A 19711-nucleotide genomic window follows, 5' to 3' on the forward strand; every position below is an offset into this window, starting at 1 on the left:
TCACCGTCCCCACCAGGAGGAACCCGTGCCTGCCGAGTCCGCCGTCGAGCCCGAGCCCGCGATTCTCGCCTCCTTCCAGGCCGCCAAGGGCTTCACCCACGGCCCGGCCGGACCCGAAGTCGTGCTCGGGCCGGTCGGTGTCCAGATCGGCGATCTCCGCGTACTCGTCGAGGAGCACCCGGCTCGTCTCGATACGGCGCAGTGTGCGTGCGGGGTCCTGGAGGGCGATGTGCTGGTCGAATCCGAGATTCCGCAAGCTGAACGTGATGGCCCCCGACCGGTCGTGGACCTCGCCGGGCACATCGGCCGGACACCGCCAGCTGTCGCCGCCCGCCGCCTGCGCGATGCGTTCCTCCTCGGCGAGGCGTTCCCGAACGAAGTCGATCATGTCCGAGTTGTCTGTCATCGGGGTTCCGAGTCCTTCGTCATCATGGTCTTCGCCCGTCCAAAGGCGCTACGCAGTCGGTGAGTTGGTCACGAGCAGTGGACCCTGGTCCGGGGTCGGCAGTCCGTGGAACGATCCCCTCCTCCAAAGGGATCGGCGCACGGTCGGCCGGTCCGCAGCCACCGGCCGGGAGCCGGCCGTGGACGCGATCCAGGTCATGTCTGCAGACGCGCTGTCTCATGGACCGGGCTGAGGAGCACCTGGGGGCTTTCGTTCGGATCACACCGGGCTCGCGGGGGCCGGCACGCACGCTCCGGACCCCGCTCCCTGATCCGGCCCGATCCGAACGAAAGCCCCCAGTGTCGTGGACCGTACCGGAGCAGATCAAGCTCACGAGGCCGCAACGGACGGCGATCAGGCGGGAGCCCGGCCTCACCCACGGCAACGCGCGGGATACCACCTGCGTGGTCCGGCGCCCCGACCGCGGTGAGCTGCGAGGGGCTGAGCCACGTCACACGCAACAACCTCCGGGGCGAGGAGCTCGCCTTCAGCGGGTGCGCGAAACCCGCCGAGAGCGGGACGGAGTCCGGACGGACGGGATACGGACGGGACTCCGCAGAGCCCGGTACGGCGGCCGCCGTGTGCAGAAGGACCCGGGTGCTGGGGAGCACCCGGGTCCTTCTCATGTGTCCTGCGTACCGCTACGGCAGCTGTGCCGTCCGCGCCTCTCGCCGGTTGCCGCGGAAGGTGTTCACCCGTCGGGCGGTCGCGAACAGCGGGATGACCGCGCCCAGGACCACCTGAAGCGCACAGCCGGTCTGGAGGAGCAGCTTGCCGCCGGGGGCGTCGAACGCCCACGCGGCGAGCAGCCCCATCGCGGCCACGATCCAGCTCAGCATCGCCACCGCGAGGACGCCCCGCGGCTTCGGGTACTCGACCCGGCTGACCATCAGCCACGCCACCCCGACGATCGCGAGCAGCGTCGGCGGGAAGGGCAGTTCCAGAAGCACGATCGAGACGACCGTGAGCGCCCCGAAGGGGCTCGGCATGCCCTGGAACATGCCGTCCTTCATGGTCACGCACGAGAATCTCGCAAGCCTGAGCACCACCGCCAGGAGCACCACGATCGCCGCCAGCGCCGACACCCGCTGGTGCGCGTCGTCCGCGACCATGCCGTACACCAGGACGAAGTACGCCGGGGCGAGCCCGAAGCTGATGAGGTCCGAGAGGTTGTCCAGCTCGGCACCCATCGGCGAGGAGCGCAGCTTGCGCGCCACCAGCCCGTCGAAGAGGTCGAAGACCGCCGCCAGGAGCATCAGGATCACGGCGGTGGCCGCGGAGTGCCGGCCCATGCCGCTCTCGTCGCTGCCCGTGAGGTGCGGGATGAGGATTCCGGTGGTGGTGAAGTACACCGCCATGAAACCGCACGTGGCGTTACCGAGAGTGAGGGTGTCCGCTATCGACAGCCTCAAAGAGAGCGGCATGTCCTCGCCGGCGTCCTCCTCGGACTCCGACTCGGGCACCCAGCCCGCCTGTGTATCAGGATCAATCACGGTCAATTCGAGTCACCCCCGCGGTGGTGGCCTGGCCGACCTCGACCGCGACATCGACACCCTCCGGAAGGTAGATGTCGACCCGTGAGCCGAAGCGGATCAGGCCGATGCGCTCGCCCTGCTCCACCTTCGTGCCCTGCGGGACATACGGGACGATGCGCCGGGCGACCGCACCGGCGATCTGCACCATCTCGATGTCGCCGAGCTCGGTGTCGAAGTGCCAGACAACGCGCTCGTTGTTCTCGCTCTCCTTGTTGAACGCCGGAACGAACCCACCGGGGATGTGCTCGACCGAGGTCACCGTGCCGGCCAGGGGCGCACGGTTGACGTGGACATTCAGCGGGCTCATGAAGATCGCGACGCGGGTGCGTCCGTCCTTCCACGGCATGATGCTCTGCACCACGCCGTCGGCCGGCGAAATGACCCGGCCCTGGGTGATCTCGCGCTCGGGGTCGCGGAAGAACCACAGCATGCCCGCCGCGAGCGCGGTGGTGGGCACGGCGACCGCGGCCCAGCGCCCGGACCTGCGGGCCCGGGAGAGGCTGAGCGCCGCGGTGGCGACGGTCGGGAGGAGCCACGGCGAAGCTCCGCGTGCAAGGCGGACCCCGCCGCGTGGTGCAGAGGTTTGGCTGTCGGGCATGGATGACCTTCGTAGCGGATGATGCCGCGCTGGCTACGGGGGACGGCGGCTTTTCCGGCGATGTTATCGGTTGCGGGCAACAACTGGGCAAGCCAGCAGCCGAGTCGGACGGCTTGAAGGCACCGGCCGAGGATGACAGGGTGTGATCTTCTTCGCGACTAAATCGCCCCGAAAGGGACAATCACCCCTGGAATCGGTACTCCTCGAGGAGTCGGCGCCCGATGATCATTTTCTGGATCTCGGCGGTACCTTCACCGATGAGCAGCATCGGGGCCTCCCGGTAGAGGCGCTCGATCTCGTACTCCTTGGAGAAGCCGTAACCGCCGTGGATACGGAAGGCATCCTCGACGACTTCCTTGCAGTATTCGGAGGCGAGGTACTTCGCCATCCCTGCCTCCAGGTCGTTTCGTTCCCCGGAGTCCTTTTTGCGCGCTGCGTTTACCATCATCGCATGCGCGGCTTCGACCTTGGTCGCCATTTCGGCCAGCTTGAACTGGATCGCCTGGTGCTGGGCGATCGGCTTTCCGAAGGTGTGGCGCTGCTGGGCGTAGGAAACGCCGAGCTCGAATGCACGCTGTGCGACGCCGCAGCCACGCGCGGCCACATTCACCCGGCCGACCTCGACTCCGTCCATCATTTGGTAAAAGCCTCGGCCGGTCGTGCCGCCCAGCACTCGATTGGCCGGAATTCGTAGCCCGTCCATGATGAGTTCGGTCGTGTCGACGCCCTTGTAACCCATTTTGTCGATCTTGCCGGGAATGGTGAGGCCGGGTCGGACCTCGCCGAAACCGGGCTCCTTCTCGACCAGGAACGTGGTCATCGACTTGTGCGGGGCGGTCCCCTCGGGGTGGCCTTCGTCACTCCGGCACAGAACGGCCACGAGCGAGGACGTGCCACCGTTCGTCAGCCACATCTTCTGGCCGTTGAGCACGTACTCCTCGCCGTCCCTGACACCCTTGGAAGTGATCGCCGAGACATCCGAGCCGAGCGCCGGCTCGGACATCGAGAACGCGCCCCGCACCTCGCCCAGCGCCATGCGCGGCAGAAATGTGTCCTTCTGCTCCTGGGTGCCGTGCTGCTTGAGCATGTACGCCACGATGAAGTGCGTGTTGATGATCCCCGACACGCTCATCCAGCCGCGGGCGATTTCCTCCACGCACAGCGCGTAGGTGAGAAGCGACTCGCCCAGGCCCCCGTACTCCTCGGGGATCATCAGCCCGAACAGGCCGAGCTCCTTGAGCCCCTCGACGATCTCGGTGGGGTACTCGTCACGGTGCTCCAGCCGGGTCGCGACCGGAATGATCTCCTTGTCGACGAAATCCCGGACCGTGGAGAGGATTTCCTGCTGGACGTCGTCGAGGCCGGCGGTCTGGGCGAGTCGCGTCATGGCTACTTCTCCGCGTTCTTCTGGGAGGGCTGGTTCAGCTCGGGGCGGCCGGGCTGCTCGCCGCCGCGCTCCTTGATGTACGTCTCGGTGGGGACCATCACCTTGCGGCGGAACACGCAGACGAGCGTGCCGTCCTGCTTGTACCCCCTGGTCTCCACGTGAACGATTCCGCGGTCGTTCTTGGACTTTGACGGAGTCTTGTCCAGAACCGTCGTCTCGCCGTAGATCGTGTCGCCGTGGAAGGTCGGGGCGACATGCTTCAGCGACTCGACCTCCAGATTGGCGATCGCCTTTCCGGAGACGTCCGGGACGGACATGCCGAGCAGCAGCGAGTAGATGTAGTTGCCGACGACAACGTTCTTTCCGAAATCGGTCGTCCGCTCCGCGTAGTTGCTGTCCATGTGCAACGGGTGATGATTCATGGTCAGCAGGCAGAAGAGGTGGTCGTCGTACTCGGTGACCGTTTTCCCGGGCCAGTGCTTGTAGACCGCACCGACCTCGAACTCCTCATATGTGCGTCCGAACTGCATGATCAGGCCTCCGGAGCTTCGAACTTGGAGGTGCGCTGCATGCCGGCCGCGCGGCCCTTGCCCGCGATGACGAGGGCCATCTTGCGGCTGGCCTCGTCGATCATCTCGTCGCCGAGCATCGCCGAGCCCTTCTTGCCGCCCTCCTCCGAGGTGCACCACTCGTACGCGTCGAGAATCAGCTCCGCGTGGTCGTAGTCCTCCTGCGAGGGTGAGAACACCTCATTGGCCGCCTCCACCTGGCCCGGGTGCAGCACCCACTTGCCGTCGAAGCCCAGCGCCGCCGCCCGGCCCGCGACCTCGCGGTACGCGTCCACGTCACGGATCTGGAGGAAGGGGCCGTCGATCGCCTGGAGATCATGCGCACGGGCCGCCATCAGAATGCGCATCAGGATGTAGTGGTACGCGTCCGCGCCGTACCCGGGCGGCTGCTGGCCGACGACCAGGGTCTTCATGTTGATCGACGCCATGAAGTCGGCCGGGCCGAAGATCAGCGTCTCCAGGCGGGGCGAGGCGGCGGCGATGTCGTCGATGTTCACCAGGCCCTTGGCGTTCTCGATCTGCGCCTCGATGCCGATCTTCCCGACCTCGAAGCCCATCGTCTTCTCGATCTGGGTGAGCAGCAGATCGAGGGCGACGACCTGCTGGGCGTCCTGGACCTTGGGCAGCATGATGCAGTCGAGGTTCTGGCCGGCGCCCTCGACGACCGTGATGACATCGCGGTACGTCCAGTGCGTGGTCCAGTCGTTGACCCGCACGACCCGGGTTTTGCCCGTCCAGTCACCGTTGTTCAGCGCGTCGACGATGGTGTGCCGGGCGCCCTCCTTGGCGAGCGGCGCGCAGGCGTCCTCCAGGTCGAGGAAGACCTGGTCGGCGGGGAGGCCCTGGGCCTTCTCCAGGAACCGCGGGTTCGAGCCGGGCACTGCCAGGCACGAACGGCGCGGACGCAGGCGGTTGACGGCAGTCATGCGGGGACCTCCAGAGGGTCGAGCTTGTTCGCTTTCCGGATCTCGTCGACGATACGGCCGATGATCTCCGTGATGCCGAAATCCTTCGGGGTGAATACGGCGGCGACACCGGCCCGGATCAGGGCCGACGCGTCGGCGGGCGGAATGATCCCGCCCGCGATGACCGGGATGTCGGCGGCGCCCGAATCGCGCAGCCGGGTGAGCACGTCCGGTACGAGTTCGGCGTGCGAGCCGGACAGGATGGACAGGCCCACGCAGTGCACGTCCTCGGCGAGGGCGGCCGAGACGATCTGTTCGGGGGTCAGCCTGATCCCCTGGTAGACGACCTCGAACCCGGCGTCACGGGCCCGTACGGCGATCTGCTCGGCGCCGTTGGAGTGCCCGTCCAGGCCCGGCTTGCCGACCAGCAGCCGCAGCCGTCCGACACCCAGGTCGGCCGCGGTACGGGCCACCTTCTCGCGAACCGAAGCCAGCGGTGTGCCCGCCTCGGCGGTCACCGCGACCGGCGCGGACGAGACGCCCGTCGGCGCCCGGAACTCACCGAAGACATCGCGCAGCGCCCACGACCACTCGCCGGTGGTGACCCCCGCGCGGGCGCACTCCACGGTCGCTTCCATCATGTTGTCGGTGCCCGCGGCGGCCTTCTTCAGCGCCGCCAGCGCCTCCGTGGCACGGGCCTCGTCTCGGTTGTCGCGCCAGTCGTGCAGCGCGGCGACGACCCGGGCCTCATTGGCGGGGTCGACCGTCATGATCGCCCCGTCGAGGTCCGCGGTGAGCGGGTTGGGCTCCGTCGTCTCATGGATGTTGACGCCGACGATCCGCTCCTCGCCCGCCTCGATCCGGGCCCGGCGGGCGGCGTGCGAGGCGACCAGCTCGGACTTCAGATAGCCCGACTCCACGGCCGCCATGGCGCCGCCCATCTGCTCGATCCGGTCGATCTCGGCGAGCGACTGGGCGACCAGCTCGTCCACCTTTGCCTCGATGACGTGCGACCCGGCGAAGATGTCCTCGTACTCCAGCAGATCGCTCTCGTGCGCGAGCACCTGCTGGATGCGGAGCGACCACTGCTGGTCCCAGGGCCGGGGGAGCCCCAGCGCCTCGTTCCAGGCCGGCAACTGGACGGCGCGGGCTCGGGCGTCCTTGGAGAGTGTGACGGCCAGCATTTCCAGGACGATGCGCTGGACGTTGTTCTCCGGCTGCGCCTCGGTCAGCCCGAGGGAGTTGACCTGGACGCCGTAGCGGAAGCGACGCTGCTTGGCGTCGGTGATGCCGTACCGCTCGTGGGTTATCCGGTCCCAGATGCGGCCGAAGGCGCGCATCTTGCACATCTCCTCGATGAAGCGGACACCCGCGTTCACGAAGAAGGAGATACGGGCGACGACATCGCCGAACTTCTCCGCGGGAATCTGTCCCGAGTCACGGACCGCATCGAGCACGGCGATCGCCGTCGACATGGCGTACGCGATCTCCTGGACCGGAGTGGCTCCCGCCTCCTGCAGGTGGTAGCTGCAGATGTTGATCGGGTTCCACTTCGGGATGCGGCTGACCGTGTACGTGATCATGTCGGTGGTCAGCCGCAGCGAGGGACCGGGCGGGAAGACATGCGTCCCGCGCGAGAGGTACTCCTTGACGATGTCGTTCTGCGTGGTGCCCTGGAGTCTGGTGGGATCGGCGCCCTGCTCCTCGGCGACCACCTGGTAGAGCGCCAGCAGCCACATCGCGGTGGCGTTGATCGTCATCGAGGTGTTCATCTGTTCCAGGGGGATCTCCTGGAACAGCCGGCGCATGTCACCGAGGTGCGAGACGGGTACGCCGACCCGGCCGACCTCGCCGCGGGCAAGGATGTGGTCGGGGTCGTAACCCGTCTGCGTCGGCAGGTCGAAGGCGACCGACAGGCCTGTCTGGCCCTTGGCGAGGTTGCGCCGGTAGAGCTCGTTGGACGCCTCGGCGGTCGAGTGGCCGGCGTACGTCCGCATGAGCCACGGGCGGTCCTTCTGACGCCCGCTCATGTCAGATGTCCCTGCTGTGCTTGTCGGTCCGTTCCGTTGACGCGTCACGGAACAGGTTGATCGCGTCGATGTGCTGCTCGCGCAGTTCCTCGTTGCGCACGCCCAGCCCCTCGCGCGGCGCCAGCGCCAGCACGCCGACCTTGCCCTGGTGGAGGTTGCGGTGGACGTCGTACGCGGCCTGGCCGGTGTCCTCCAGGGAGTAGACCTTCGACAGCGTGGGGTGGATCCTGCCCTTCGCGATCAGCCGGTTGGCCTCCCACGCCTCGCGGTAGTTGGCGAAGTGCGAGCCGATGATCCGCTTCAGGGACATCCACAGGTAGCGGTTGTCGTACTCGTGGTTGTAGCCGGAGGTGGAGGCGCAGGTGACGATCGTGCCGCCCTTGCGGGTCACGTACACCGAGGCGCCGAAGGTCTCGCGGCCCGGGTGCTCGAAGACGATGTCCACGTCCTCCCCGCCGGTGAGTTCCCGGATGCGCTTGCCGAACCGCTTCCACTCGCGCGGGTCCTGGCTGTGCTCGTCCTTCCAGAACCTGTAGCCCTCGGCGGTGCGGTCGATGATCGCCTCGGCGCCCATCTTCCGGCAGATGTCGGCCTTCTGCTCGCTGGAGACGACACAGATCGGGTTGGCGCCGCCGGCGAGCGCGAACTGCGTCGCGTACGAGCCGAGTCCGCCGGACGCTCCCCAGATGAGGACGTTGTCGCCCTGCTTCATGCCCGCGCCGTTGCGCGAGACGAGCTGGCGGTACGCGGTGGAATTGACCAGGCCGGGAGCCGCGGCCTCCTCCCAGCTGAGGTGCTGCGGCTTCGGCATCAGCTGGTTGGACTTGACCAGTGCGATCTCGGCGAGGCCGCCGAAGTTGGTCTCGAAGCCCCAGATGCGCTGCTCGGGGTCGAGCATCGTGTCGTTGTGACCGTCCGAGGACTCCAGCTCGACCGAGAGGCAGTGTGCGACGACCTCGTCGCCGGGGTGCCAGGCGTTGACTCCGGGACCGGTGCGCAGCACGACCCCCGCGAGGTCGGAGCCGATGACGTGGTACGGCAGGTCGTGGCGCCGGGTGAGCTCGCTGAGCTTTCCGTAGCGCTCCAGGAAGCCGAAGGTGGCCATCGGCTCGAAGATCGAGGTCCAGACCGAGTTGTAGTTCACCGAGCTCGCCATGACGGCGACCAGGGCCTCGCCCGGCCCGAGTTCGGGCACCGGGACCTCGTCGAGGTGCAGCGACTTGCGGGGGTCCTTGTCGCGAGTGGCGAGCCCGTGGAACATCTCGGTCTCGTCCTTGTGCACGGTCACCGCGCGGTACGACTCAGGAATGGACAGGGCCGCGAAGTCTGCGGCTGTGCTGTCCGGCGATTGGATCGCGTCCAGGATTTCCTTCACGGTGTGCCTCCGGCGGATGGGGCGCTGCGGGATCGCTTGAGAGACCCTGCGAGCAAGAGGGGAGCGGTGTGGTGTGGAGGTGGTGCCGTCGGTTCGGCTGTCAAAGCTTCGGCTTGCTCTGTGGAGCGGAAGGGATTGCCTGTGACGCAGGCGTCCGGGCGCGCAGGCAAATCGCTTGCGGGGACAGCCGGCGTACGTGAGATCTCGGCACGCCGACCGCCCGGACAACTTCAACGTATGGCACTCCGTGACACCTGGCAAGGCACTCGGTGCCAACAATTTCTCTCACTTGTCACCGCCCGGGCACCCATGAGCGCCGTGGGGGGTATTTCGCTGAGGTATGCCCTGGAAAAAGCCGCGAATGATCGATCAGCGCGACCGATACACATAGGGGGTCGTGGTGCTCAGGGCCGCGAATCCGAGCCGTTGGAGGATCGGGCTGCTCATGTCGGACGCATCGACCTGAAGGTGGCGGTAGCCGCGCTCCGCCGCGATCCGGGCGCGGAAGGCCACCAGGGCCCGGTAGACGCCCTTCCCGCGCCACGCATCGACCGTTCCGCCGCCCCAGAGCCCCGCGAAGCCCGTGCCCGGGTGCAGCTCCATCCGGGCCGAGCTCACCGGCTCGTCGCCCACCATGGCGAGGACGCCGACGAAGCCGTCCGGGTCCTCGGCCAGCCTGGCCGACACCTGCTGCCGCAGCCGCGACCCGTCCGAGCCGAACGCCCGCTCATGGGCAGTGGCCATCAGCTCCACGTCGTCCGCGTCGCGCACGGTGCGCAGCCGCACGCCGTCGGGCAGCTCCACCGCCGTCGAGAGCCCCTCCACCGGGGCGACCAGCAGGGTCTCCGGCTCCTCCGCCTCGAACCCGGCCGCCAGGAGCCGGTGCGCCAGATCGGCCGGCCGGTCGTGCGCGTACAGCTTCCATTCGAACTCGCCGTGCCCGAGCTCCGTGTAGCGCGCCACCTGGGCCGCGATCACCGCGTCCGCCCGCGCGGGGTCCAGGTCCGGGGCCGACCACACGACGCCGTTCCAGTCGCCGAAGGCGCCGACCTGCCGTACCACGTCGCCGGTGCGTTCGACCCGGACGCCGGGGCCGTCGGGGCGGGCGTGCTCGCGCATCTCGCGGTCGAAAAGGGCCAGCAGCGCTTGGTGTTCATGATTCATCCGCCCACCACAGCACCGGCGTCCGGGCGCGGCAACCAGGTTTCGGCGGTGGCGGGGGCGTGCCGGACGGCACGCCCCCGGTCAGCGGTCCTGGAGCGCCTGCTGGATCGTGCGCATCACTTCGTCGAGCGGCGCGTCCGTCCGCGCCACGGCGACCAGCACCTCGCCCTGGGACGTCACCGAGGCGGCCGGCTGCTTCGCGGGCTCGGCACCGACGGTCCGGCCGGCCCCGATACCGGTCCCGAAGGTGTCGCGGACGATCGCGAAGGCATGATCGAGCTGTGCCTCCACATCACCCTCGCCGCCTGCCCGCAGCCAGCGGCGCAGCACATGGTTGTGCGCGGTGACGACGGCGGACGCCGCGACCTCCGCCAGCAGCGGGTCGTCGTTGCCGACATGGTGGTCGCGCTCGTCGAAGTGGCCCAGCAGATAGCGGGTGAACAGCCGCTCGTAGCGGGCCACCGAGGCGATCTCCGCCTCGCGCAGGGTGGGGACCTCGCGGGTCAGTTTGTAACGGGCCACGGAGACCGCGGGCTTCGCCGCGTACATCTTCATGACTTCCTTGATGCCGCGGCAGACCGTGTCGAGGGGGTGCTCGTGCGCCGGTGCGGCATTGAGGACGGCCTCGGCCCTGACGAGGGTGTCGTCGTGGTCCGGGAAGATCGCCTCTTCCTTGGAGCGGAAGTGGCGGAAAAAGGTTCGCCGGGCGACTCCGGCGGCGCCCGCGATCTCGTCGACCGTCGTCGCCTCGTACCCCTTCGTGGCGAAGAGTTCCATCGCCGCGGCGGCCAGTTCACGGCGCATTCTGAGCCGTTGGGCGGCGGCGCGCGTGCCTGCGGCACTTTCCTGGGTGTCGGGCGCGGCGGAGACACGGGGGGACCTGGCGGGCTGGGACATGGTGTGAACGTACTGCATGAGGCCGGGGGAGTGCGCCCGTGGGGGCGGGCCGCCCGACGGATCGAGCAGCCCTCCCCACCCGGCTCCCGGCTCAGCGCCGGGCATATTCGCGGAAGCCGCGCCCCGTCTTGCGGCCGAGGCAGCCGGCGGCCACCAGGTGTTCGAGCAGCGGGGCCGGGGCCAGGCCCGGGTCGCGGAACTCGCTGTGCAGCACCTTCTCGATGGCCAGCGAGACATCGAGCCCGACGACGTCGAGCAGTTCGAACGGGCCCATCGGGTAGCCGCCGCCCAGCTTCATCGCGGCGTCGATGTCGTCGAGCGTCGCGTAGTGCTCCTCGACCATCTTGATCGCGTTGTTGAGGTACGGGAACAGCAGCGCGTTTACGATGAAACCGGCCCGGTCCCCGCAGTCCACCGGGTGCTTGCGGACCTTGCCGCACACCTCGCGGACGGTGGCGTGGACATCGTCGGCGGTGAGCACCGTACGGACCACCTCGACCAGCTTCATCGCCGGCGCCGGGTTGAAGAAGTGCATCCCGATCACGTCCTGCGGGCGCGATGTGGCCCGCGCCATCGCCACGACCGGCAGCGACGAGGTGGTGGTGGCGAGGACGGCGCCCGGCTTGCAGACCTTGTCCAGGGTCCCGAACAACTGCTGCTTGACCGCCAGGTCCTCGGCGACGGCCTCCACCGCGAGATCGACCTCGGCGAAGGCGTCCAGCGAACCGGCCGCGGTGATGCGGGCCAGGGCCCCGTCCCGCGCCTCGGCGGTCAGCCGCCCCTTGGCGACGGAACGCTCCAGCGACTTGGCGATCCGGCCCTTCGCGGCGTCCGCCTTCTCCTGGGTGCGGGCGGCGAGCACCACGTCGTAACCGGCCTTGGCGAAGACCTCGGCGATCCCCGAGGCCATGGTCCCGGACCCCGCGACACCCACCGAACGCACCGTGCGCCCGGCCACGGCCGACCCGTTGTCCCGCGGGGTCAGCGCGTCCGGCACCACGGCCCGGCCGCCCGCCTTCTCGTACGTGTAGAAGCCGCGGCCCGACTTGCGGCCGGTCAGCCCCGCCTCGCTCAGCTGCCGGAGCACCGGTGCCGGGGCGTGCAGCCGGTCGTGCGACTCGGCGTACATCGCCTCCAGGACGGTGCGGGCGGTGTCGATCCCGATCAGGTCGAGCAGGGCGAGCGGGCCCATCGGCAGACCGCAGCCGAGCTTCATCGCCGCGTCGATGTCCTCCCGGGAGGCGTAGTTGGCCTCGTACATCGCGGCGGCCTGGTTGAGATACCCGAACAGCAGCCCGTCGGCGACGAAGCCCGGCCGGTCGCCGACCGCGACCGGCTCCTTGCCCAGGCTGCGGGCGAGCGCGGTGACGGCCTCGACGGCAGGCGGTGCGGTCAGCACCGAGGAGACCACCTCGACCAGCTTCATCGCCGGTGCCGGGTTGAAGAAGTGCAGACCGAGCACGCGCTCGGGGCGCAGTGACTCGGCGGCCAGCCGGGTCACCGACAGGGCGTTGGTGCCGGTCGCCAGGATCGTGGTGGGGGAGACGATCTCGTCGAGCTCCCGGAAGACCTGCTGCTTGATCTCGTACGACTCGGGCACGACCTCGATGACCAGCTCCGCCTCCGAGGCGGCCCGGAGATCGGCGAAGGTGCGGAACCGGGCGAGGACGTCGCCCCGCTCCTTCTCGGTGATCCGTTCGCGCCGCACGGCGCGCGCGGTAGAGGCCTCCAGGGCGGCGACGGCCCGGCGGGCGGCCGCGTCGCTGATGTCGATACCGATGACCTCGTGGCCGGCGCGGGCCAGGACCTCGGCGATGCCGGTGCCCATGGTGCCGAGACCGACGACGGCAATGGTGCTGAGCGGGGTGTCCATCACGGGACTCCAGAGAATGAGTGACGACTGTGAGGGGCACGGCGCGCGCTGAGAGGGAGAACCGGCGCGACACGTGCGGGAATTGCGTGTCGTGGTACGCGGGGCCGACGCGCCATGAGCGCGCCCGGACCCGGAAGGGGCGACGGACTCTGTCCCGGAGTCACGTCTCGCAAAACTGCCGAACCGACAAGCACTCCGGGTGGCTGCGTCACCAGGCCACCGGAGCAAGCGGGGATTGTGTCCCGCTCACATGAGCTTAACTGCCCGGTAACGAGCGCGCCAGCCCCCCGTCACTGTGTGCCGGGCCACATTTCCCCCGCCCCTCGATACGCTCGGTTCCCGGCGATACGCTGACGGTCATGGACGAGGAGTTCCGGTCGCTGGCGGACCGGCTTGCCGACGAGGCGGACGCGGCGGGGGAGTCGGCGGCGTACCACGCGCTGCTCGCCACCGAGGACGGGGAGGAGCTGGCCCGTGTCCTGGTGGAACGCGAACGCCCGCTCTGGGCCCGTGAGATGGCCGCCTTCCGGCTCGGCTGCGGCGGAGACCGGCGGGCCTTCGAGGCGCTGGTCCTGCTGCTCAACCACCGCGACCCGGAACGCTGCGTCGGTGCCGCCCACGCCCTGGTGCGCCTCGGCGACCCCCGCACACCCCGGGCCGCCGCGGCCCTCGCGACCAACACCCTGCGCACTGCGTACGCCCTGCACCCGGTGCGGCTGCTCACCGCGCTGCGAGCCCCGGAGTCCGTGCCGGCGCTGATGAGCACCCTGGAACGGCTGCTCGCCCCGGACGACCCGCACTGGCGGGTGGCGCTCGCCTGTGTGGAGGGGCTCGGACAGCTGGGGGACGAGCGGGCCCGCCCGCTCCTGGTGGCAGCCCTGCCGCACCCCAGGCTGGGCGGCGCGGCCCGCGACGCGCTCGGCCGGCTGGACGCGGCCTGAGGAAGCGCCCGGATCAGCAGGCGGCGGGACCGCCGAGGGAGCGCACGTACCGCACCTCGGGCACGAGCGCGCCGTCCGCCTCGAAGGACTCCTCGGCGCCGTCGGGAGCGAAGCCCGCGTGCTCGTAGAAGCGGCGGGCCGCGGCGTTCTCCTTCAGCACCCACAGCGCCAGGTCCGGGAAGCCGTCCGCCGCGGCGCGGGCGAGCACCTGGGCCATCAGGGCGCGGCCCGCCCCGGTCCCGATCTGCTCGGGCGCCACATAGAGCGCGTACAGCTCGCCCCGCGCGAGCGGCCTGCCGTTCTCGCGGTACGGGCCGTAGCAGGCCCAGCCGATCACCCCGGGGCCCGGCCGTTCGGCCACCACGTTCACGACCGTGGTGCCCCGGGCGAAGGACGCCCGGCGCCGCTCCGCGTCCTCGGCGACGGCGAGGTCCATGTCGTCCAGATACGACTGCGGCACCAGCCCCGCGTACGCCGCCTGCCAGCCGCGCACCCGGAGCCGGGTGACCGTCTCGCAGTCGTCGACGGTCATGTCCCGCACGCGTATCCAGGCGGGTGTGGTCTGCCTCGTCATACGGGCCATCCTGGCGCATCCGTCAGGACGGCCCGTACACGAGGCGGGCCGGAGCGGTCAGCCGCGGAAGCCGAGCAGCCCGTGCAGGATGCCGCCCCTGCTGCCCGAGGCCGCCCGCCGCGCCGACTTCGCCGCCGCCTCACCGGTCAGTGGCTGCGGGTCGGCGGACTTGGCGCACACCGCGTCCGCGTCGGCCCGGTTGCCCTTGCCGCGCGGGACGGTGCCCTTGGCGAGATAGTCCGACAGATAGGTGTCCAGGCAGTCGTTGCCGCTCAGCGTGATGCCGTGATTGCCGCCGCCCTGCTCGACGACCAGGCTGGAGCCGCGCAGCCTGCGGTGCAGGGTGACGCCGCCCTCGTACGGCGTGGCCGCGTCGTCGGTGGCCTGGAAGAGCAGCACCGGCGGGAGTGCGCCGTTGGAGACGCGCACCGGATTGAGCGGCTCCACCGGCCAGTCGGCGCACGGCGCGTTGTACCAGTTGTTGTTCCAGGTGAAGAACGGTGCCTTGGCGTGCACCCGCTGGCTGTCGGCGCGCCAGGTGTTCCACTGCCGGGGCCACTGGGCGTCGCGGCACTGCACGGCCGTGTAGACCGAGTACCCGTTGTCGCCCTCGGCGTCGACCGAGCCGAACCTCTTGTACGCCGTCACGAGTGCGTTCTGGTCGCCGTCGTTGGCGTACGCGGCGAACGCCTCGGCCAGTTGCGGCCAGTATCCGTTGTAGTAGGCGCCCGGCAGGAAGGTGTCCTCCAGCTCGCTCGGCCCGACCTTTCCGCCCGCGGGGTGTGCCTTGACCGCCGCACGCATCGTGTACCAGGCGCTTTCGACCTCCGCCGGGTCGGTGCCGAGCCGGTACGTGGAGTCGTGCTTCGCCACCCAGGCGGCGAATGCCTTGTGGCGGGCGTCGAAGGCGTAGTTCTGGCCGATGTTGTCGTCGTACCAGACGCCGTCCGGGTCGACGTTCGAGTCGAGGACGAAGCGCCGCACCCGCTCCGGGAACAGCTTGGCGTACACCGCGCCGAGGTAGGTGCCGTACGAGTAACCGAAGTAGTTGAGCTGCCGGGCGCCGGTGGCCCGGCGGATCACGTCGAGGTCCTTCGCGGCGCTGACCGTGTCCATGTGGGGCAGCAGATCCGGGTAGTTGCGCCCGCACGCCTCGGCGAACGAACGGGCCCGGTTCCGGTTGGCCTGCTCGGTGCCGGGCGAGTCCGGCACCGAGTCGGGGCGCAGCGGATCGAAGTACTTCGGTACACAGTCCAGCGCAGGCCGGCTCCTGCCGACGCCGCGCGGGTCGAAGCCGATCACGTCGTACTGGGCGGCGATCGCCTTCGGCAGCGAGGACGCCACGAATCCGGCCATGGTCAGGCCGCTGGCCCCGGGGCCGCCCGGGTTGACGAGGAGGGGGCCCTGGAAGGTCTTCGCGGTGTGCGGGATGCGGGACAGGGCGAGGGTGATCCGCCGGCCCGACGGATCGTCATGATCGAGCGGAGTACTGACCGATGAGCACTGCAGCCGCGGATAGGACTTGGTGCCGCAGTCGGTCCATTCGAGATTCGCGGCGGCGGGCCGCGCGCCGTTGTCGGCGGTTGCCGGGGGCGGTGCGGCGGTCACCAGACCGGCGACCGTCGCACCGACGGCGAACAGAATTCCTGAACGTTTCGTCATATGGCCTCCCTTGGTGGGGGAAACACGGCTGCGCGTGGCGCAGCCCCCGCCGCATGCTCCCCGCATTCGCGCCAGGAAGGACCTGTTGTGTCAAGAGTTGACCCGTTTGCCCGACTTGGATGTGCCTGGGCCTCCGCGACGGGTCCTGCGGATCGGAGCAGGTTCAGCCGTGTGGGCGCGGGGTCGTCGAGCGGTGACCGCTGCTCCTCGCGTACGGGAGTCGTCGGGCCGCGCCGCGGTGCGAGGGTCCGATGTCGAATCGGGTTTGTGGAGTCGCTCTTGCCGCCGCACCGGATGGGGGTGGTGGTGCCCGAGCCACTGCATGTACCACTCCCGCGTGCCGGGTCGCGGATGGCGGGCGGGCGGGGGCGCTGGGCAGGGAATGGAACGCTTGTTCCCTTGATCGTTTTCTCCCCTTCGTCCCGGACCGGATTTTGAGCGACGTGCCGGAAGTGGTTGGCTCAGCACACCCCCGAACAACCGAGTGCTGGAGGAACAGCCATGGCGCAGGTCGAGGCCACGACAGAGCGAGTCATCGCGGCGGACGCGGAGACGGTGTTCGACGCGCTGGCCGACTACAAGGAGGTCCGCGGCAAGGTGCTGCCCGGACACTTCAGCGAGTACGAGGTGCGTGAGGGCGGTGACGGCGAGGGCACCCTCGTCCACTGGAAGCTCCAGGCCACCAGCAAGCGGGTGCGCGACTGTCTGCTGGAGGTCACCGAGCCCACCGACGGCCGGCTCGTGGAGAAGGACCGCAACTCCTCGATGGTCACCACCTGGACCGTCACCCCGGCCGGCGAGGGCAGGTCGAAGGCCGTCGTCTCGACCGTCTGGAACGGTGCCGGCGGCATCGGCGGATTCTTCGAGAGGACCTTCGCACCCAAGGGGCTCGGCCGGATCTACGACGAACTGCTGCAGAATCTCGCCGCCGAGGTCGAGAAGTAGCCTGCCCCGCTCTTGACCGGCCTCACCGGTTCGGGTGGTTTTCCCGGCCCGTCCGGTGGTGCGCCGTAGCGGCTCTCACCGGGGGCTAAGCCCCCCGAGTGCGCCGTCAGCGCCCCCCGTCGCGTTTGCCCTCCCTTCTCGCGCAATGGAAGAAATGGGCGGCGCAGACGCGACGAGGGGAGCGGCACGTGGTGGGTGGGATCACTCTGTTGGAGGAGGAGCCGGACGGCACGGGGACCGACCGGGTGGCCGCCGCACCGCCCTCGCCACGCTCGGCCGAGGCGGAGCCGGCACAGGCGGCACACGCCGATACCCCCGCCGCGCCCGGCGCACCGGAGACCAGTCCCCGCCGCATCCGGCTGATCTTCCTCGGGCTGATGCTCACACTGCTGCTCGCGGCGCTCGACCAGATGATCGTCGCCACCGCGCTGCCGAAGATCGTCGGCGAGCTGCACGGCCTGGAGAAGATGTCCTGGGCCGTCACCGCGTATCTGCTCGCCTCCACGATCGGACTGCCGATCTACGGAAAGCTCGGCGACCTCTTCGGCCGCAAGGGCGTCTTCCAGTTCGCCATCGTCGTCTTCGTCATCGGCTCCGCGCTCGCCGGCTGGTCCCGCACCATGGACGAGCTGATCGCCTTCCGCGCCGTCCAGGGCGTCGGCGGCGGCGGGCTGATGATCGGGGTCCAGGCGATCATCGCGGACGTCGTGCCGCCCCGGGAACGCGGCCGGTTCATGGGACTCATCGGTGCCGCGTTCGGCCTCGCGTCCGTGGCGGGCCCGCTGCTCGGCGGCTTCTTCACCGACCACGCCTCGTGGCGCTGGTGCTTCTACATCAACGTCCCCTTCGGTCTGGTCACGCTCGCCGTCATCACCGTCGTACTGAAACTCCCCAGGCCCACCGTCCGGCCCCGCCTCGACGTCCTCGGCGCGCTGCTGCTCGCGGCCGCCTCCACCTGCCTGGTGCTGCTGACCAGTTGGGGCGGTACGGAGTACGCGTGGGGATCGCGCACCATCCTGGGGCTGGGGGCCGGAGCCGCCGGAACGACGCTGCTGTTCCTGGTCGTCGAGCACCGGGCGGCCGAACCCATCATCCCGCTGCGGCTGTTCCGTGACTCGATCTTCAATGTCACCGCGCTCGTCGGGGCGGTCGTCGGGGTGGGGCTGTTCGGCGCCGCCAGCTATCTGCCGACCTTCCTCCAGATGGTCGACGGCGCCACGGCCACCGAATCCGGGCTGCTGATGCTCCCGATGATGGGCGGCATCGTCATCGCGTCCGTCGTCTCCGGCCAGCTGATCTCCCGCACCGGCCGCTACCGCATCCACCCGATCGCCGGCGGCGCGATCTCGGTGGTCGGGATGTGGCTGCTCTCCCGCCTCGAAACCGACACCCCACGCCTCGAATACAGCATCGCGCAGGCAGTGCTCGGCATCGGGATCGGGCTGATCATGCCGGTGCTGGTGCTCGCCGTGCAGAACTCCGTCCAGCCCGCCGACATCGGCTCCGCCACCAGCGCCAACAACTACTTCCGGCAGATCGGCGGCAGCGTCGGCGCCGCCGTCTTCGGAACGCTCTTCGCCGGCCGTCTCGCGGACGCGCTCGCCGTCCGTCTGCCGTCCGGCGCCGACCTTCCCGACCCCGAGTCGATCACCCCGCAGCTGGTCCACGCGATGGAGCCCGCGCTGCGCGACAGCTATGTCCAGGCGTACGCCGACGCGATGCCGCGGATCTTCCTCTACCTCGTGCCGGTGCTCGCGCTCGGCCTGTTCTTCGCCTTCTTCCTCAAGGAGAAACCGCTGGTGTCCCACCACAGCCCCGAAAGCGCCGCCGAGTCCATGACCGTGCCGGCCGCCCGTACCACCACGACCACCGAGTCCGCCGTGCCGCCGCCCGTCTACCTGTCGGGCGTGCCGGTGTGCGGCAGCGTCCAGCACCCCGACGGCACGAAGGTGCCGCGCGCCGCCCTCACCCTCATCGACGTCCAGGGCCAGCAGGTCGGACGGGGCGCGAGCGGCGACGACGGGCGGTACGCGCTGAGCGTGCCCGGCGCCGGTTCGTACGTCCTCATCGCCGCCGCCGGTGGACACCAGCCGCAGGCCGTCAGCGTCACCGTCGGCGAACGGCCCGTCGAGCTCGATGTGGTGCTCGGCGGGGCCGGGCGTCTGGCCGGGACGGTCCTGACCGCCGACGGCATCCCGGTGCGCGATGCCGCCGTCACCCTCACCGATGTCCGCGGCGAGGTCGTGGCGTCCACCCGAAGCGGCCGTGAAGGCGGCTATGTGATCACGGAGTTGGTGGCGGGCGAGTACACCCTCGCCGCCAGCGCCCCCGCCTTCCGCCCCGCCGCGCTGCCGGTGAGCGTGCAGGCGGCCAGGGAGACCCGGCAGGACATCGAACTCGCCGGCGGCGCGGTGCTGCGCGGCATCGTACGGGCGAGCGGCGGCCGGCCCGTCGAGGACGCCAGGGTCACCCTCCTGGACGCGGCGGGCAATGTGGTCGACACGCTCACCACCGGGCCCGACGGGGCCTTCCGGTTCGTGGACCTGTCCACCGGCGAGTACACGGTGATCGCGGCCGGGTACCCGCCGGTGGCCACCGTCCTCCAGGTAGCGGGCGGCGGACGCACCGAACGCGACCTCCAACTGGGGCACGAGGACTGACCGTTCCGAGTGGACGGCGGGCCTGCCGGTGGCCTCACCGGCAGGCCCGGCCCCACGACGTGGCCGGGCGACCGTCTCGTCCCTGCCCCGTCGGGCGGCGTGCGGAGCGACCGTGCCGGTGACGAACCGGCGGAACGTGGTGGGCTTCCCG

At 69.8% G+C, this 19711-nt stretch carries 16 protein-coding genes; 3 read left to right on the forward strand and 13 right to left on the reverse strand.

Going from position 1 to position 19711, the window contains the following annotated elements; genetic code table 11:
- From ACWCQ6_RS13525 to ACWCQ6_RS13575, 11 genes are all read right to left on the reverse strand, one after another.
- The coding region (locus tag ACWCQ6_RS13525) for a DUF6221 family protein (RefSeq protein WP_451088625.1) at positions 1-406 on the reverse strand (406 nt) is incomplete at its 3' end.
- A 680-nt stretch (positions 407-1086) separates the two neighbouring features.
- Complete coding sequence (gene pssA, locus ACWCQ6_RS13530; protein WP_451088627.1) at positions 1087-1944, reverse strand: CDP-diacylglycerol--serine O-phosphatidyltransferase; 858 nt, start codon at positions 1942-1944, stop codon at positions 1087-1089.
- Positions 1931-2578 carry a phosphatidylserine decarboxylase gene (locus tag ACWCQ6_RS13535; RefSeq protein WP_451088629.1) on the reverse strand — a complete coding sequence of 216 codons (648 nt, stop codon included), beginning with the start codon at positions 2576-2578 and terminating at the stop codon, positions 1931-1933. The genes pssA and ACWCQ6_RS13535 overlap by 14 nt, the downstream gene beginning before the upstream one ends.
- Before the next feature lie 181 nt (positions 2579-2759).
- Positions 2760-3965 carry an acyl-CoA dehydrogenase family protein gene (locus ACWCQ6_RS13540; RefSeq protein ID WP_451088631.1) on the reverse strand — a complete coding sequence of 402 codons (1206 nt, stop codon included), beginning with the start codon at positions 3963-3965 and terminating at the stop codon, positions 2760-2762.
- Positions 3966-3967: 2 nt separating this feature from the next.
- Positions 3968-4495, reverse strand: coding sequence for a MaoC family dehydratase (locus tag ACWCQ6_RS13545; RefSeq protein ID WP_451088633.1), 528 nt, complete (start codon positions 4493-4495; stop codon positions 3968-3970).
- Between the two features lie 2 nt (positions 4496-4497).
- A complete protein-coding gene (locus tag ACWCQ6_RS13550; protein ID WP_451088635.1) occupies positions 4498-5460 on the reverse strand; it encodes an HpcH/HpaI aldolase/citrate lyase family protein in 963 nt (320 codons plus the stop codon).
- Positions 5457-7469, reverse strand: coding sequence for a protein meaA (locus ACWCQ6_RS13555; protein ID WP_451088636.1), 2013 nt, complete (start codon positions 7467-7469; stop codon positions 5457-5459). The genes ACWCQ6_RS13550 and ACWCQ6_RS13555 overlap by 4 nt, the downstream gene beginning before the upstream one ends.
- 1 nt (position 7470) lies before the next feature.
- Complete coding sequence (gene ccrA, locus ACWCQ6_RS13560; RefSeq protein WP_451088637.1) at positions 7471-8844, reverse strand: crotonyl-CoA carboxylase/reductase; 1374 nt, start codon at positions 8842-8844, stop codon at positions 7471-7473.
- Positions 8845-9213: 369 nt separating this feature from the next.
- Positions 9214-10008, reverse strand: a complete 795-nt coding sequence (locus ACWCQ6_RS13565; RefSeq protein ID WP_451088639.1) for a GNAT family N-acetyltransferase — start codon at positions 10006-10008, stop codon at positions 9214-9216.
- A gap of 81 nt (positions 10009-10089) precedes the next feature.
- Positions 10090-10905, reverse strand: a complete 816-nt coding sequence (locus ACWCQ6_RS13570; protein WP_451088641.1) for a TetR family transcriptional regulator — start codon at positions 10903-10905, stop codon at positions 10090-10092.
- Positions 10906-10996: 91 nt separating this feature from the next.
- Positions 10997-12778, reverse strand: coding sequence for a 3-hydroxyacyl-CoA dehydrogenase family protein (locus tag ACWCQ6_RS13575; protein ID WP_451088643.1), 1782 nt, complete (start codon positions 12776-12778; stop codon positions 10997-10999).
- A gap of 359 nt (positions 12779-13137) precedes the next feature.
- Between ACWCQ6_RS13575 and ACWCQ6_RS13580 the strand changes: the two genes are divergently transcribed.
- Complete coding sequence (locus ACWCQ6_RS13580) at positions 13138-13719, forward strand: adenylosuccinate lyase (RefSeq protein ID WP_451088645.1); 582 nt, start codon at positions 13138-13140, stop codon at positions 13717-13719.
- Positions 13720-13732: 13 nt separating this feature from the next.
- Here the strand turns inward: ACWCQ6_RS13580 and ACWCQ6_RS13585 are convergent, their stop codons facing one another.
- Positions 13733-14293 (reverse strand): N-acetyltransferase family protein, encoded by a 561-nt coding sequence (locus tag ACWCQ6_RS13585; RefSeq protein ID WP_451088647.1) that lies wholly within the window; start codon positions 14291-14293, stop codon positions 13733-13735.
- A 57-nt stretch (positions 14294-14350) separates the two neighbouring features.
- On the reverse strand, positions 14351-15955 hold the full coding sequence (locus ACWCQ6_RS13590; protein WP_451088649.1) for an alpha/beta hydrolase: 1605 nt from the start codon (positions 15953-15955) through the stop codon (positions 14351-14353).
- A gap of 501 nt (positions 15956-16456) precedes the next feature.
- Here ACWCQ6_RS13590 and ACWCQ6_RS13595 point away from each other — a divergent pair.
- On the forward strand, positions 16457-16900 hold the full coding sequence (locus ACWCQ6_RS13595) for an SRPBCC family protein (RefSeq protein ID WP_406012546.1): 444 nt from the start codon (positions 16457-16459) through the stop codon (positions 16898-16900).
- A gap of 188 nt (positions 16901-17088) precedes the next feature.
- Positions 17089-19560: an MFS transporter gene (locus tag ACWCQ6_RS13600; protein WP_451088652.1), complete on the forward strand. Its 2472-nt coding sequence runs from the start codon at positions 17089-17091 to the stop codon at positions 19558-19560.
- The last annotated feature ends 151 nt before the right edge of the window (positions 19561-19711 follow it).

This window comes from Streptomyces sp. NPDC001880 (assembly GCF_053594575.1).